This is a genomic window from Planctomonas sp. JC2975 (assembly GCF_012985205.1).
In the GTDB taxonomy this organism is placed as follows: domain Bacteria; phylum Actinomycetota; class Actinomycetes; order Actinomycetales; family Microbacteriaceae; genus Humibacter.
In genome coordinates this window covers 809371-826194 of the sequence record NZ_JABEKS010000001.1, presented here as the reverse complement: position 1 = coordinate 826194, position 16824 = coordinate 809371, and the positions used below count along the sequence as shown (strand labels likewise).

Genomic DNA, 16824 nt, shown 5'->3' with positions numbered 1-16824 from the left:
CTTGTACGGGCTTGGGGGAGCGGGCACCACTCTGTAGTCGGATCGCCGGACGGGATAGGGAACACAGACATCGTGCTCAGGCCCCTCGCTGCTTGGATCCGCGCACACAAGGCGATCGCTTCCGCGGTCGTCATCGCGGTCGTCGCGGCCGTGCCTGTGACATTCGCCGTGCTGCACAAGGGCTTCCCGACGGATGACGTGAGCCTCACCGCGCGAGACGTCTGGGTCACCAACGGCGACAAGCTCATGGGCGGTCGCCTGAACCATCAGATCGATGAGCTTGATGCCGCGGTCACTGGTGCCTCCAGCTCACTCGACGTGCTGCAGAACGGCTCAGCGTACTTCCTCACCGACACGAAGAACGGCACGCTGGAGCGCATCGATCCGGCCTTCGTCTCGTTCGTCGACCGGGTGAGCATTCCCGCGGGCTCGCAAGTCTCCTACGGCGGCAACACCATCGCCATCACGGCTCCCGACGGCAAGGTGTGGGTGCTCGACGCGTCGTCCCGGCTGGCGTTCGACCCGTCGAAGACCAAGCCGTCCGCGAAGCTCGGTACCGGAACCAAAACGGTCGTCACCTCGTCGGGAGTGACCTACAGCGTGTCGCCGACACGCAAGGCCCTGCTGCGGTTCGATCACCCGGGAGCGACGGGGCAGCAGTCCACGCTGTCCGTCTCTTCGGGCTTCCAGTTGTCCGCGGTCGGCGACACCCCGGTGATCCTGGACACCAAGCTCAACCGCGTGCTGGTCAGCACGGACAAGGTGGTCAATCTTCCGACGAAGGGCCTTCAACTCCAGCAGCCGGGTGCCGAGAACGCGTATGCGCTCGTCGCCTCAGGCGGCGCACTCCTGAAGGTGCCACTGGACGGCAGCAAGGTCTCCATCGTCTCGGCCGGGGTCAAGCAGGCGGTCACGAGGTCCGATCAGGTCTCGGCGCCCGTGTGGCTGAACGGATGTTCGTACGGGGCCTGGGCAGGTGCCGCCCGCTATCTCTACGCATGCGACGGGAAGGCATCCGTCGGGATGGACATCGCGCAGCAGGTCAGCGACGACGACCTGCGATTCAGGGTGAACGGCAGCGTCATCGCGCTGAACAACCTGCGCAACGGAGACGCCTGGGTCGTCTCCAGTCACATGGTGCTCGTGCAGAACTGGGCGACGCTCAAGCCGAACGACTCGCAGGTGAACGGCGACACCGGCCAGGAGAAGCCCGTGCTGCAGTCGTTCCAGGACACGCTCGCGCACCGTACGAAGGACAATCATCCGCCGACGGCCGTCGACGACAACTACGGCGTGCGTGCCGGACGGTCCACCGTGCTTCCGGTGCTGGACAACGACACGGATCCCGACGGCGACGTGCTCACGGTGACAGCCGTGTCGCCGATCCCCGCCGCTGAGGGACACCTCGACATCATCGAGGGGGGCCGGTCGGTGCAGCTGACGGTTCCCGACGACGTGACGGGAGGCGTCTCGTTCCGCTACACGATCGACGACGGCCGCGGCGGGCAGGCCAACGCCCAGGTCAACGCCACGGTGCACCCCGCAACGCAGAACGCCGCGCCTGCTTCGAAGAGGGAGAGCGACGCATCCGTCGAGGTGGGTCAGTCGGTGACCTACGACGTGCTGAACGACTGGATGGATCCCGACGGCGACGACATGTCGCTGTCGTCCGCGCAGTCGACGACGGACGACCAGGTGCAGTTCCAGCCGGACGGCCGCATCACGTTCCTCAGCAAGAACGGGCAGGCCGGTGTCAAGGAGGTTCGGTACACCGTCACGGACGGTCACGCGAGTGCGAGCGGATCCCTGATGGTCACCGTGAAGCCGCAGGGCTCGCTCGCTCCGGTTGCGACGCCGGACTTCGCATCCGGCGTGGCCGGGCAGCCGGTCACCATCCATCCGCTCGACAACGACCTCTCTCCGTCCGGAGATGAGCTCGCGCTCGTCGGAGCGAACAGCGACAGCGGCCCATCGGATCCGACGGTCGTCACCGACCCGCAGAAGGGCACCGTCACCGCCACCGCATCCACCCCGGGGGAGTACTACCTGAAGTACACGCTCGGTGCGGGAGCGAAGACGACGACCGGCCTGATCCGCCTCGACGCGACCGATGGCGGAGCGGACGGAGCCCCCATCGCCGTTGCAGACGACGCATACGTGCGACCGGGGGAGAGCACCACCGTGAACCCGCTCGCGAACGACTCGTCGCCCTCGGGCCGAGTGCTCGCCGTGCGATCCGTGACCAAGACCGACGCCTCGTCCGACCTCAACGTAGAGCTGCTCGACAACCAGGTGGTCAAGATCACCGCGCCGACGGTCCTTCCCCAGCAGGTGCAGCTCAACTACGTCGTGTCCGACGGCGTGAAGGAATCCACCTCGACGATCACCGTCGTTCCGATCCCGCCGCTGGTGATCCACCAGCCGCCGGTCGCCGTCGACGATGCCGCGACAGTGCGGGTCGGCGATATCGCCACGGTGGATGTGCTGGACAACGACTACTCGCCGGACAACGAGCCCTTCACCCTCGATCCCAAGTTGAAGGACGTCTCCAATCAGGGCGCTGGGGCCACGGCGTTCGTCAGCGGGGAGACCGTGCGGTACCAGGCTCCGTCGACCCCGGGCCAGTACTCCGTCTCGTACACCATCAGCGACAAGTGGGGGCAGAACGCCGTCGGCACCGTCACGTTCGTCGTCACGGCCAAGGACGGCAAGGATCAGGCACCGAACCCGACCGCGTTGACCGCCCGCGCGTTCGCCGGCTCGAGCGTGCCGATCACCGTTCCGCTCGACGGGATCGATCCCGACGGCGACTCCGTGACGCTCGACGGCATCGTCGGCCAGCCGACGCTGGGACGGATCGCCTCGACCACCTCCACCTCGTTCACCTACGAGGCGTATCCGGGATCCGGAGGCACGGACACCTTCACCTACAAGGTGACCGACACCTACGGCAAGAGTGCGACGGGAACGGTGCGGATCGGCGTCATCCCGCGTCCCAGCAGCCTGCAGCCTCCCGTCGCCGTGAACGACACGGTGGAGGTCAAGCCGGGCAGGACGGCATCCGTTCCGGTGCTCGGCAACGACTCGGACCCCAACGGCTACACGATCTCGGTGGAGAAGAAGCTCGCCGACGTCGATCCGGAGCTCAAGGCCTCCGTTCACGGACAGCTCGTACTCGTGCAGGCCCCGGAGAAGCAGGGAGTCTACGTCGCCCGCTACACGATCACCAACGGCCAAGGCGGGCAGGCGAGCGCCTACGTGCAGGTCATCGTGACGAACGACGCGAAGCCCGTGTATCCGACGGCGATCGACCAGGTCGTGCAGTCGGCGGATGCCGTCGGCAAGAGTTCCGTGAAGGTCGACGTCTTCGAGGGCGCGGTGAATCCGTCCGACCTGGTGAACGCGCTGAAGGTCGACGTGACCGGCCCGAACGCGAAGTATGCGACGGTCGACGCGAACGGAAAGGTCACGGTCGAGCCGCAACACACACGCGTGGCTGTCGCCTACACGCTGACCGACCCCACGACGGGGCTCGCAGGCGAGGCATTCATCATCGTTCCGCCGGCGTCCGACGGAACTCCGCCGCCGACGGTCAAGGTGCCGCAGCAGATCGTGTCGATGAACGGCACGAAGACGTGGAAGCTGTCCGACCTGATCACTGTGCCGTCCGGACGACCCGCCAAGATCGTGAGCCGGGGCGGCGTGACGGTGACCCACTCCACGACGTCCGGCTACGTCGACGATCAGACGCTCACGTTCACCGCGGAGAAGGACTACCGCGGCCCGGCGGCGATCACGTTCAAGGTCGATGACGGTCGTGAACCCGGCCAGTCGGCGGATCGCGTGACGTCGCTCGTGCTGCCGATCACCGTTGGCAACCCGGATCAGTCGGATGTCCCACCCACCTTCACGCCGCCGAACGTCACCATCGAGGCCGGCGAGAACCCGACGACCGTCGACCTCCGGGCGTCGAGCTACCACCCGAACCCGGACATCCTGAGCAAGCTGACGTACTCCGACTTCTCGGGCGCCTCCGGCGGCATCGTCGCGACGCCGAGCGGGTCGACGCTGTCCATCTCTGCGCCGTTCGGCACACAACCCGGCACGACGGCGACGATTCACTTCAAGGTGAACTCGCCGACCACCTCGATCGACGGATCCGTCAACGTCAAGGTCGTCAGCTCGACGAGGCCGTTGGCGCAGCAGAAGGACGCACCGTTCAGCCAGGAGGTGCAGCGCACCAAGTCCACGACCTGGAGCAACGCGACGAGCGACCAGTACTGGGTGAATCCGTTCCCAGGACAGCCGCTCACCATCACGAGCGCCAAGGCCGTCAGCTCGCCGACGGGAGTGACGGTGTCGTTCACGGGCACGTCGATCAGCGTGAGCGTAGGCAGCGGTGCCTCCGTCGGCACCGTGAACATCCAGTTCAACGTGCAGGACGCCACCAAGGACCCGGCCCGCACAGCATCGACCATCGGGCAGTACCAGGTGGTCATCCACGACGTGCCCGCTCAGCCTGCGAAGCCGACTGCGGTAGCGAACGGGGATGGGTCGATCAAGGTCAGTCTTGCGAGCGCTCCGACCGACAACGGCAAGACGATCAACGACTACCTCATCTACGCGAACGGCAAGAAGGCCGCCACGGTGACGGGCAGTGCACCGCCCAAGGGCCAGGCCATCTCGGTGACCAACGGAACGGCATACACCTTCACGATCGTCGCGGAGAACGACGACGGATCCAGTCAGGCGTCGGCGTCGAGCAACTCGGTCACGACGTATGGAACGCCGGCGACACCGGCCAGGCCATCCATCTCCGAGAGCGGGGATTCTCCCAACGGCAAGGTGAGCTTCAGCTGGAGTGAACCGGACACGAAGGGTGGTCTCAAGATGTACAAGTGGAAGCTCAGCAGCGGACAGACGGGCCAAACGACGTCAACGAGCGCGTCTGTTGGCAGCCTCAGCGCCGGAAACTACTCCGTTCAGGTCCAAGTCGAGAACAACGGCAATAACTGGAGCGATTGGTCAGCCTCGAGCAACACGGTCAACGTGCCGAACCCCCAGCCGGCAGCACAGACGGGTCCGGACACTGCGCACTCTGTTCCTTGCCAGAGCGGCGGTGGCACGTGCCACTACTTCCTGATCAAGGGCCAGAACTTCTCAGCGAACACGACGTACTCGGTGACCATCTACTGCACGGCGGGGCTGAACGAGGTGGTCCCCGGCGTGAAGAGCGACAGCAACGGCAGCATCGACACGAGCACCTACTACACGACGCGCAAGCCGAACTGCGGCACGTACGAGAGCGGCTACATCATCATCAATGGCGTGCGGAGCCCGACTGTGCCCTTCTGATGCGGGCACGACGAATCAAGTCAAGAGAAAGTACGAGAAGGCAACGATCATGGCAGTGACTCAGGAGCAGGCGGCGTGGTTCGCCGGCGCCTTCGGGCAGTTGGTGGGGAACGTCGACAAGGCGATCCTGGGCAAAGAGCACGCGATCAAGCTGGTCGTGACGGCGATGCTGTCCGGCGGCCACGTGCTTTTGGAGGATGTCCCCGGCACGGGTAAGACGGTCCTGGCGAAGGCGCTGGCGAACACGATTCAGGGGACGCAGTCGCGCATCCAGTTCACGCCGGATCTGCTGCCTTCCGACGTGACGGGTGTGACGATCTACGACCAGTCGAACGGCCGGTTCGAGTTCCACCCCGGCCCGATCTTCGCCTCCGTGGTGCTCGCGGATGAGATCAACCGCGCATCCCCGAAGACGCAGTCCGCGTTGTTGGAGGTGATGGAGGAGGGCATCGTCACGGTGGACGGCGTCTCCCATCCGGTCGGCAGCCCGTTCATGGTGATTGCGACGCAGAACCCGATCGAGCAGGCGGGCACGTACACGTTGCCCGAGGCACAGTTGGACCGGTTCCTGATCAAGACATCGCTGGGGTATCCGGACCACGAGACGACCGTGCGTCTGCTCATGGAGTCCTCGAACCGGGCTCGTGCTGCTTCGGTGTCGGCGATCATCGCGTCGGAGTCGGTGACGACGATGTCGCAGTTGGCTGCTGATGTGCACACGGATGGCGCCGTGATGGGCTACCTCAGCGAGTTGGTGTCCGCGACGCGTGCCGACAGGGATGCGGCGTTGGGTGTGAGTATCCGTGGCGCGCTGGCGTTGGCGCGTGCTGCCAAGACGTGGGCGATCGCCGCGGGTCGCACGTACGTGACGCCGGACGACGTGCGCGAGCTGGCGGTCCCCGTTCTCGCACACCGCGTGATCGTGGACCCGGAGGCCGAGTTCTCGGGCGTCACGGCCGAGGATGTGGTGGCCAGGGCGCTCGCGACCGTCAACCCACCCGCCTACCGAGCAGCATGACCGACGTGACGACGGCAGAGCGGCGCACCGGCTCGCAGGCGACCTTCGCCCTGCGGGAGCTGTGGCGTGCGCTCCTTGGCGGGCTCGCGGCGATCTGGCGCGCGCTGCGCCGGATCATCGACGTGCCGCTGACCGTCGTCATCGGCGCGGTCAAGACGATCACGCCGCTCGGCTGGATCGTCGTCGTCTCGGCTGTCGTCTCGTTCGGCCTCGCCTTCGTGCTCGGCTGGGCCGAGTTCGCCTACATCGGCTTCGCCCTGGCTGCGGGGATGCTCGCCGCGTGCGGCTACCTGTTCGGTCGCGCAACCTACCGAGTCGCCATCGAGCTCAACCCTCGTCGGGTCACTGCCGGCGACCGCGCCATGGGCCGTATGGAGGTCGTCAACACCGGACACCGGCCCGTTCTGCCGACACGCATGGAGCTCGCCGTCGGCGAAGGCCTCGCCGAGTTCGTCGTGCCGAGGCTGGCGCCGGGGGCCGAAGACGAGAGTCTCTTCGCGATCCCGACCGAACGACGTGCGCTCATCGTCGCGGGCCCCGCGGTCAGCGTCCGGGGCGACCAGCTCGGCCTGCTGCGACGCACCACGACGTGGACGGACCAGGTCGAGCTGTTCGTGCATCCGAAGATCACGCGGATCGCCGCCACCGCCCGAGGTCTGGTGAAGGACCTCGAGGGCCAGACCACCAAGGCCATCACGGACAGCGACCTCGCATTCCACGCGCTGCGCGCCTACGAGCCGGGTGACGACATCCGCAACGTGCACTGGCGCAGCTCCGCGCGCACGGGACAGCTCATGGTGCGCCAATATCAGGAGACGCGCCGTTCGCAGCTTCTCCTGCTGATGAGCGCCGACCGCCGTTTCTATCTCTCCGATGACGAGTTCGAGCTGGCCGTGTCGGCACTCGCCTCGATCGCCGTCGAGGTGGCGGCGGAGGAGTCCGAGCTCGATGTGGTGTGGGAGAACGCGCGTCTGCGCGAACGGACGCCGATGACGCTGCTGGACGACACGTGCCGCATCCAGCAGATCGACAGCCGCTACGGTTCGCTGCGCGAGTTCGCGCGCACCATCGGTGCCCGCCTGCCCGACCCGAGCCTCGTGATCGCCGTTGTCGGCAGCATCGCGACGCACAAGGAACTGCACGCTCTGTCCACGCTGTACCCGACGGACACGCCCGTGATCGTCGTGCGGACCGCTGCCGACGAGGACCCCGGACTGCGCAAGGTGGGCAACGCGGTCGTCGCCACGGTCACCGCGCTGTCCGAGCTCGCCGGACTTCTGCAGAGGGCAGGACGATGACGGCGGCGACACCGACGGCCGCGATGCCCCCGGCGGCGACGGCACGCGCGGAGAAGACGGCGGGACGGGCCGGGTGGGCCGGCACGATGACGGCGTCCGTGTGGGTCGACCTTGCCGTGTTCGCGGTGCTCGCAGGCATCGCCATCCTCGGCTTCGCAACGGCGTTCGGCCACCTCGGCTATCTCGTCGCCGGCTTCGGTGGACTCGTCGTCGGTTCCGCGGTCGCCGTGGTCTGCGCCCTGTTCCGCGTTGCCATGCCGATGGCCGTGCTCGCCGGCATCGTCGCCTACTTCCTCTTCGGCACAGCCCTGGCGCTGCCGCACGAGGGCCTCCTCGTTGTGGTCCCCACCCTGGCTTCGCTCGGAGACCTGGCGACCGGTGCCGTGTTCGGCTGGTCCGATGCCGTCACACTGCGTGCGCCGCTTGAGGCGCCGCCGTACCTCGCCGTCGTGCCGTTCGCGGCTGCGCTGGTCGTGTCACTCGTCTGCGTATCCGTCGCCGTGCGGATGCCGAGCCGCGGCCGCCGCGCAACGTTGCGGGCCGCGCTCATCGTCGCTGGGCCGACGCTGCTGTTGCTGGCGAGCATCCTGCTCGGCACCCGCGAGAGCGTGTTCGCCGGAGGGCGCGGCATCGCGTTCGCCGCCATCGCGCTGTGCTGGCTCGGGTGGCGCATCCGCTCCTCCAAACGTTCGATCGCGACAGACGCCGGCCTCGCGCGGAGGGCGATCGCCGGATCGGCCGTCGTCGTGGCCGTGGCGGTCGTCGCTGGGGGTGCGCTCGGCACGATCGCCGCTCCGGCGTCGTCGCAGCGCTTCGTGGTGCGGGATGCCGTGCAACCGCCGTTCGATCCGCTCGACTACCCGGCGCCGCTGGCGTCGTTCCGCAAGTACGCCAACGACCTGCGCAAGACGAAGCTGTTCTCTGCCACGAACATCCCGAACGGCACGCTCGTGCGGATGGCCACCATGGACAGCTACGACGGCATCGTCTGGAGCGTCACCGGCCCCGGCGAGCAGACCGACGGATCGGGCAGCTTCGAGCTTCTCGGGAGCACGATCCCGGCCCCGCCGTTGTTCACGGCCGGCGCGACCTCCACGTCCAGGTTCGCGGTGCTCGGCTATGACAACGTGTGGCTCCCGACTCTCGGCTACACGGACAACCTCGAGTTCGGGAAGTCCACCGGCTCCGCCGATCCGCGACAGACGGTTCGCGTGAACACTGCGACGGGCACGACGGCCGTGACCAGCGGTGTGTCCCGTGGCATGACGTACACGGTGGATGCGACCGCTCAGAAGATCCCGAACGACAAGGCGCTGAAGAACGTTCCCGTCGCCACGCTGGCGATGCCGAGCGTCACGAACGTGCCCGACGTCATCGCATCGAAGGCGGAGGAGTACGCCGGCGGCTCGGCCAGCGCCATCCAGAAGCTGCGCAACATCGAACGGTCGCTGAAGAAGCTCGGATACCTCAGCCACGGCAGGGCGACGGATCCGGTGCCGTCCCGCGCCGGCGAGGGAGCCGATCGCATGAACGATCTGCTTCAGAAGACGCCCATGGTGGGCGACCAGGAGCAGTACACCTCGGCGTTCGCGCTCATGGCGAGGCACCTGGGCTACCCGGTGCGGGTGGTCATGGGCTTCAAGGGGCACAGCAGCGGCAAGGGCACCGTGACGTACACGGGCGACGACGTGACGGCGTGGGACGAGGTGGCGTTCCAGGGTGTCGGCTGGGTGCCGTTCTTCCCGACCCCGACCAAGACGGATGCGCCGAAGGACCAGACGGTCAAGCCGAAGCTGCAGCCGCAGCCGCAGGTGCGCCAGCCCCCGAACACCCCGCCGAAGGCGGACGATCTGCTCACGCCGGTGAAGACGAAGGACACGAAGCCGCCCAAGGACAAGACGGCGTTCTCTCTTCCCGTCTGGACCTACTACGCATCCGGCGGCGTGCTGCTCGTGGCGGCTGCTGTGTTCCTGCCGATGCTCATCGTGGCGGCGCGAAAACGACGACGGCGCAGACGGCGAGCCCGGGGTCCCGGCGACCTCCAGGCCGCGGGCGCATGGGACGAACTCGTCGATACGTTCGGGGAGCTGGGCTACCGCGTGCCATCCGTTGCGACGCGTCGGCAGACGGCCGCGGCGCTCCAGGCACAGTCCGCCGAGCAGGGCATCCCTCTGGAATCCGACGCGTTGAGCAGCATCGCCTGTGAAGCCGACGCCGCCGTCTTCGACGGCACCGTCGTCTCCGACGAGCGCAGCTCGCAGTTGTGGCACCGTGTGGAGCAGATCCGGACGTCCGTGTCGACGTCGGCCGGATGGCTGCGCCGCCGCATCGCGTCGTACCGGTTCACGAGGAGCAGGAAGCCAGGGGCTGCATCGAGCTGATCGGGTGCTCCGCGGGGCGTGCGACGGCTCCTACCCGCGAGGGGTGAGTGGGCAGACAGCTCGGTTCGTCCCGCGCACAGCCGCGTGCTAGCCTGCTCCCAGGCACGGCTCGGGGGAGCGCGAGGCCATCCCGTCCGACCTCGTCCATCCAGGGGGCCAGAACCCGATGCTCTCCGCCCTTTCGGCGTGGATTCGCGCGCACAAAACGCTGTCGTCGCTCATCGTGATCGCGCTCGTCGCGGCGTTGCCCGTGACCCTGGCGGTCGTGCATCAGGGCTTTCCGGCCGAAGACGTCGACGTTCAGTCGCGCGACGTCTGGGTGACGAACGGCGACGCGCTGCGCATCGGCCGCTTGAACCACCAGATCAACGAGCTCGACACGTCTGTCGCTGCGGCGTCGAAAAATCTCGACGTGCTGCAGGACGGCGGCGCCTACTTCCTCGCCGACGAGCAGAACGGCACGCTCGAGAAGATCGACCAGGCGTACTCGACGCTGGCGAACCGCGTCACCATCCCGGCCGGCGCGGCCGTCTCGTACGGCGGCGACACGATCGCCGTGCTGTCGCAGCAGGGCAAACTGTGGCTGCTCGATGCCTCAGGGCGTCTCTCGTTCGATCCCGCGAAGACGAAGCCGACAGCGCGTCTCGGCAAGCATGCGGCGGTCGTGGTCTCGTCCAGCGGCAAGGCGTTCGCCGTGTCGCCGGCGAACGGCAAGCTGGTGGCATTCGATCATCCGGGGGCGAGCGGATCCGCGCGTGCGTTCCGCGTCGCATCCTCCTTCCAGCTGACGGCGGTCGGTGACACCGCCGTGGTGCTCGACAAGGCCGGGCGCCGCATCCGTACCGCCGACGGCACGGCCGTGACGCTGCCGACCAAGGGCCTCCGGCTGCAGCAGGCGGGTGAGCCGAACGATCGCGTTGTCGTGGCATCCGGCAGTTCGCTCCTGGAGGTGCCGCTGAAGGGCGGCGAGGTCACCACGATCGGCTCGGGTGGATCCGCGGCGCTGACCGATCCGTCTGGCGTCTCGGCGCCGGTGTGGCTGAACGGCTGCGCGTACGGCGCCTGGGCCGGTACCGCCCGCTACCTCTATGCGTGCGACGGCAAGCCCGCGCAGGCGCAGCACATCGAGCAGGCGGTGACGGGCGCGGACCTGCGCTTCCGCGTGAACCACGGCGTGATCGCACTCAACAACGTGCGAACCGGGGACGTATGGAGCGTGGCATCCCGGATGCAGCTCGTGAGCAACTGGACCGTCACCCATCCGGACGACACCGAGACGCAGAGCCAGGACGGCCAGGACAAGCCGATCGTGCAGTCCTACATCGACACCTTGGCGCAGCGCACCGCCACCGACAGGCCGCCGACGGCCGTGCCCGACACGTACGGCATCCGGGCCGGGCGTTCGACGATCCTGCCCGTGCTGTCCAACGACACGGATCCCGACGGCGACGTTCTCACCATCCTTGACGTCACGCCCATCTCGGCATCGCAGGGGACTCTGGTTGCCATCGACGGCGGCCGGGCGCTGCAGCTCACCCCTGTCCCCGAGCTCACCGGCGGCATCGCGTTTCAGTACACCGTGACCGACGGCCGGGGCGGCACGTCGCACGCCCAGGTCGTCGCGACAGTTCGACCGGACTCCGAGAACGATCCACCCGCGACGGCGAGAGCGAGCGCGGTGAGCATGGAGGTCGGGCAGCGGGTCTCGTACAACGTGCTCGACGACTGGCTCGACCCCGACGGCGATCAGCTGACGCTCGTGTCGGCCACCACCTCGACGGGCGATGCGGTGAGCTTCACGCCCGACGGCACCGTCACGTACGAGAACACGACAGCCCAGTCCGGGGCGAAGACCGTGACCGTCACCGTCTCCGACGGGCGCAAGAGCGCGCCCGGCGAACTGGATGTGACGGTCAAGCCGGCCGGGTCCCTGGATCCGGTCGCCACTCCCGACTTCGTCACCGCCCAGCCGGGTCAGCACGTCACCGTGTCTCCGCTGCAGAACGACCGTTCGCCGTCCGGACAGCCGCTCAGTCTCGTCGGGGCGGCCGCGGACGAGGGGCCGTCGGGCGCCATCCTCTCGGCGGACGCCGACAACGGCACCGTGGACTTCAGCGCGACGACGTCAGGCACGTACTACGTGAAGTACACGTTGGGTGCCGGCTCCAAGACCGTGCCGGGGCTCATCCGTGTCGACGTCGCAACTGCGCAGAAGGATGCCCGGCCCATCGCCGTCACGGACGTCGCGTACGTGCGCCCTGGCAAGTCCACAACGGTGCCGGTGCTCGACAACGACATCTCTCCCGCCGGGCGGGTGCTCGTCGTGCAGTCCGTCGTCAAGGGCCTGGATGTCGTCTCGCAGGGCATCAACGTCGAGGTTCTGGACAACGCGTACGTCAAGCTGACGTCCGACTCGCTGCTGCCGTCACAGGTGCAGCTCACGTACACGGTCTCGGACGGGCTGCACAGCGCGTCATCTGCCATCGTCGTGATGCCCGCGGCACCGCTCGTCACCCACCAGCCGCCTGTCGCCGTCGACGACACGGCCGTCGTTCGTGCTGGCGACATCGTCAGCATCCCGGTGCTGGACAACGACGTATCGCCCGATGACGAGTCGTTCTCGCTGGTGCCGGAGCTTGCGGATGTCTCGCAGGCCGGCAAGTCCGCGACAGCGTTCGTGAGCGGGTCGCTCCTGCGCTATCAGGCGCCGGCTGCTCCCGGTCAGTACAGCGTCTCGTATCGCATCACCGACGACTACGGCCAGACCGCTCAGGCGACTGTCGCGATCCAGGTGACGGCGATGAATGCGGCGAAGAACCGTGCACCGGCGCCCAAGCCGCTGACAGTGCGGGCGTTCGCCGGATCCGCACTGCCCGTGACGGTGCCGCTGGCGGGCATCGACCCGGATGGTGACTCCGTGGCGTTCTCGGGCATCGAGGCTGATCCGAAGCTGGGCCGCATCACCGCGACAACGAGCACCTCGTTCACCTACCAGGCGTACCCCGGATCCGGCGGCACCGACGAGTTCGGGTACACCGTCGTCGACGCTTTGGGCAAGAAGGCCACAGGCACGGTGCGCGTCGGCGTGATCCCGCGGCCGGAAACGCTCAGCCCGCCGGTCGCCGTCAACGACAAGGTCGAGGTCAAGCCGGGCAAGACGGTGTCCATCCCCGTGCTGGCGAACGACTCGGACCCGAACGGGTACCCGATCGCGCTCGTGAAGAAGCTGGGCAGCGTGGACGACGGTGTGCAGGCATCCGCCCACGGATCGCTCGTCATCGTTCGTGCGCCACAGAAGGAAGGCGCCTACCTGGTCGGCTACAGCATCACGAACGGCCAGGGCGGGCAGGCGAGCGCGGTCATCCAGGTGACGGTGAGCGACAAGGCGAAGCCGCAGTATCCGACGGCCGTGGATCACATCGTCGACGATGCGCACGGCCACGACACGGTCACCGTCGACGCGCGGGCGGGTGCGGTGAATCCGTCAGGACTGCCGTCCGACCTGAAGGTCAGCGTCTCCGGCCCCGAGGCCTCTCGGGCGCAGGTGCACGACGGGGCCGTTACCGTGCGGCTCGGCGACACGCGCACCACGCTCACGTACGGCGTCACCGACCCGCAGACCGGGCTCACCGGGTCGGCCTTTATCGTGGTGCCGCGGTCTCCCGTCCGCGCCTCGAAGGATGCCGCTGCACACGACCAGCCGACGACAGCTCCCACGAAGACTGCGACGTCGAAGCCGACTGACGCACCCAAGCCCACTCCGAAGGGCACGACCACGCCCTCGAAGGAGCCTCAACCCACGCCGACGCCGACGAAGAAGCCGCCGGTGACGACGCCGCCGCCCCATATCAAGTCCGGCCTGGCCGCGCAGTTCGTCGACATGAACGGCACGAAGACCTGGAAGCTCACCGACCTCGTGACGGTGCCGTCCGGTCGCGCCGCGAAGATCACCGGAACGGCGAGTGCCGTCGGCGGAAGTGCGACGGGCACGGCGGATCAGTCGGTCACGTTCACCGCGAAGAAGGACTTCCGCGGTCCCGCCTCGATCACCTTCACGGTGAACGACGGCAAGGAAGAGGATGCGACCGGCGACCGCACGACGAAGCTGACGCTGGACTTCACCGTGGGGCGCGCAGACCAGTCGGATGTCCCGCCCACGTTCACGACGCCGCCCACCATCAAGGTCGGCGCGGGCGACGCGGCGAAGACGATCGACCTGAGGGCGTCGACGTCGCATCCGAACTCGAAGATCCTCGCCGCCGTCACGTACTCGGGACTGAAAAGTCCCGTCCCCACCACCACTCTGGTGCCCAAACTGACCGGGTCGACGCTCTCCGTGTCCGCTCCCACGGCAGCGAAGCCGTCCACCTCGGTGATTCCGCTGACGGTGCAGGTGAAGTCCGGAACCTTCACGATCCAGGGCACTGTCAACATCATGGTCGTGAGCTCCACGAAGGCGAAGGCGGTGCAGAAGCTGTCTCCATCGGCGGACACGGTTCGGAATAAGACGGTCACCCTGCAGGCGGTCTCCTCCACCTTCTGGACCAGTCCGCTGATGCCGCTCACGATCACCAGCGCCAAGCTCGTGAACGCGCCGTCGGGTGTCAAGCTGCAGAATACGACGACCACTCTTACCGTCACCGTGCCTTCCGGCGCCGGTATCGGCACGGCGAGCATTTCGTACACCGTCCGGGACGCCACGGGTGATCCCACGCGCGACGTCCCAGGCACGGCCACCGTCACCATCCACGATGTGCCGTCGGCACCCGCAGCGCCCACGATCGTGTCATCCGGATCTGGATCTGTCACGGTCAAGTTCGGTGCAGCGACGGCCAACGGTAAGACTGTCACGCGCTACGACATCGTCGCCCGCAAGGGCGGTTCAGCGGTCAAGACCGTCACCGCGAGCGCTCCGGGTACGGTCACCGTGACCGGTCTGACGAACGGCACGGCGTACACCTTCGTCGTGCGTGGACACAACAGCGACGGCGACGGCGCGTACTCGTCCGCGAGCGCAGCCCGCACTCCATACGGAACGCCGGGCGCACCTGGCAGCCTGAGCGTCTCCTCGAGCGGATACGCACCGGCGACCCTCACGGCCAGCTGGAGCGCGCCGACGATCACGGGCGGCGGCTCGATCAGCTACCAGTACAAGCTGAACAGCGGATCCTGGACTTCCACCGGCACCTCGCGCAGCGTCAAGCTCAGCGGCAAGGGCGCGGGAACCTATACGTTCCAGGTCCGCGCGTACAACCCGGGCAGCGGCGACTACAGCTCCCCGGGACCCTCGAAATCGATCTCGGTGACGGATCCACCGCCCACCGTTTCCATGGCGAAGGGCGGCCCGAACCCGTACGGTGCACCTGGCCACCTCCTCTGCATCCAGTACAGCAACTTCAAGAGCGGCACCTACAACCTGACCGCGCTGTACAACGGCGACGCATTCAGCAGCCAGGGAACCGTGAGCGTGCACCTGTCCGGCGACGGGCACTACTGCCTCACGGGATTCGTCGACACCGCGGTGGCGAGCTGGTCCGTCGCCGTGAAGATCACGGGGACCCTGAGCAAGACGCCGTCGGTGTCGGGCTCGACCTGGAACTCCATGGCGTCCAACGGCTGGGGTGTCGGGTGACCGGCGCAGACCACGCAGGATGCGGCCGGCTCGGTGCGCTCACCGTGAGTCGATCTCGTCGCCGCGCAGTGACGGCCGACGCACCGAGCAATCACGACGACACCCATCGACCGACTACGAACAAGAACGCACGGTGTTCGTCACCGACGCGAGGTAAGGATCACGGATTATGGCGGTAACCCAGGAGCAGGCGGCGTGGTTTGCTGGTGCGTTCGGTCAGTTGGTGGCGAACGTTGATAAGGCGATCCTGGGTAAGGAGCACGCGATCAAACTCGTTGTGACGGCGATGTTGTCGGGTGGTCATGTGCTTTTGGAGGATGTGCCGGGTACCGGGAAGACGGTGTTGGCGAAGGCGTTGGCGAACACGATTCAGGGGACGCAGTCGCGTATCCAGTTCACGCCGGATCTGCTGCCGTCTGATGTGACGGGTGTGACGATCTACGACCAGTCGAACGGTCGTTTCGAGTTCCATCCGGGACCGATCTTCGCGTCGGTGGTGTTGGCGGACGAGATCAACCGTGCCTCTCCGAAGACCCAGTCGGCGCTTCTTGAGGTGATGGAGGAGGGCATCGTCACGGTGGATGGTGTGTCTCATCCGGTGGGTAGCCCGTTCATGGTGATCGCGACGCAGAACCCGATCGAGCAGGCGGGGACGTACACGCTGCCGGAGGCGCAGCTGGACCGGTTCCTGATCAAGACGTCGTTGGGATATCCGGATCATGAGACGACGGTGCGGTTGTTGATGGAGTCTTCGAATCGTGCGCGTGCGGCGTCGGTGTCGGCGATTATTGCGTCGGAGTCGGTGACGACGATGTCGCAGTTGGCGGCTGATGTGCATACGGATGGTGCGGTGATGGGGTATCTGTCCGAGTTGGTGTCGGCGACGCGGAGCGATAAGGATGCGGCTCTTGGTGTGAGTATTCGTGGTGCGTTGGCGTTGGCGCGTGCTGCGAAGACGTGGGCGATTGCTGCTGGTCGTACGTATGTGACACCGGATGATGTCAGAGAACTTGCTGTTCCGGTTCTTGCGCATCGTGTGATCGTGGATCCGGAGGCCGAGTTCGCCGGTGTCACGGCGGAAGACGTCGTCTCCCGTGCCATCGCGACCGTCAACCCACCCGCCTACCGAGCAGCATGACC

The 16824-nt window shown here is 67.1% G+C and carries 6 protein-coding genes; all 6 read left to right on the top strand.

From position 1 onward, the window contains the following. Positions 1-72 precede the first annotated feature (72 nt). A complete protein-coding gene (locus tag HII28_RS03850) occupies positions 73-5355 on the top strand; it encodes an Ig-like domain-containing protein (protein ID WP_170024201.1) in 5283 nt (1760 codons plus the stop codon). Between the two features lie 49 nt (positions 5356-5404). Next, positions 5405-6373 carry a MoxR family ATPase gene (locus HII28_RS03845; protein WP_170024200.1) on the top strand — a complete coding sequence of 323 codons (969 nt, stop codon included), beginning with the start codon at positions 5405-5407 and terminating at the stop codon, positions 6371-6373. Further along, positions 6370-7671, top strand: coding sequence for a DUF58 domain-containing protein (locus HII28_RS03840; RefSeq protein ID WP_170024199.1), 1302 nt, complete (start codon positions 6370-6372; stop codon positions 7669-7671). Before HII28_RS03845 ends, HII28_RS03840 begins: the two co-directional genes overlap by 4 nt. After that, entirely contained in the window at positions 7668-10052 is a 2385-nt protein-coding gene (locus HII28_RS03835) for a transglutaminase-like domain-containing protein (RefSeq protein WP_240977229.1), read from the top strand. The genes HII28_RS03840 and HII28_RS03835 overlap by 4 nt, the downstream gene beginning before the upstream one ends. A 166-nt stretch (positions 10053-10218) precedes the next feature. Continuing rightward, positions 10219-15684, top strand: coding sequence for an Ig-like domain-containing protein (locus HII28_RS03830; RefSeq protein ID WP_170024198.1), 5466 nt, complete (start codon positions 10219-10221; stop codon positions 15682-15684). Between the two features lie 169 nt (positions 15685-15853). Next, a complete protein-coding gene (locus HII28_RS03825; RefSeq protein WP_170024197.1) occupies positions 15854-16822 on the top strand; it encodes a MoxR family ATPase in 969 nt (322 codons plus the stop codon). Positions 16823-16824 lie beyond the last annotated feature (2 nt).

Excerpts from the sequence above, each read along its gene's own strand:
- HII28_RS03845 (WP_170024200.1), top strand. The coding sequence starts at position 5,405 with ATGGCAGTGACTCAGGAGCAGGCGGCGTGGTTCGCCGGCGCCTTCGGG.
- HII28_RS03835 (WP_240977229.1), top strand. The coding sequence starts at position 7,668 with ATGACGGCGGCGACACCGACGGCCGCGATGCCCCCGGCGGCGACGGCA.
- HII28_RS03840 (WP_170024199.1), top strand. The coding sequence starts at position 6,370 with ATGACCGACGTGACGACGGCAGAGCGGCGCACCGGCTCGCAGGCGACC.
- HII28_RS03830 (WP_170024198.1), top strand. The coding sequence starts at position 10,219 with ATGCTCTCCGCCCTTTCGGCGTGGATTCGCGCGCACAAAACGCTGTCG.
- HII28_RS03825 (WP_170024197.1), top strand. The coding sequence starts at position 15,854 with ATGGCGGTAACCCAGGAGCAGGCGGCGTGGTTTGCTGGTGCGTTCGGT.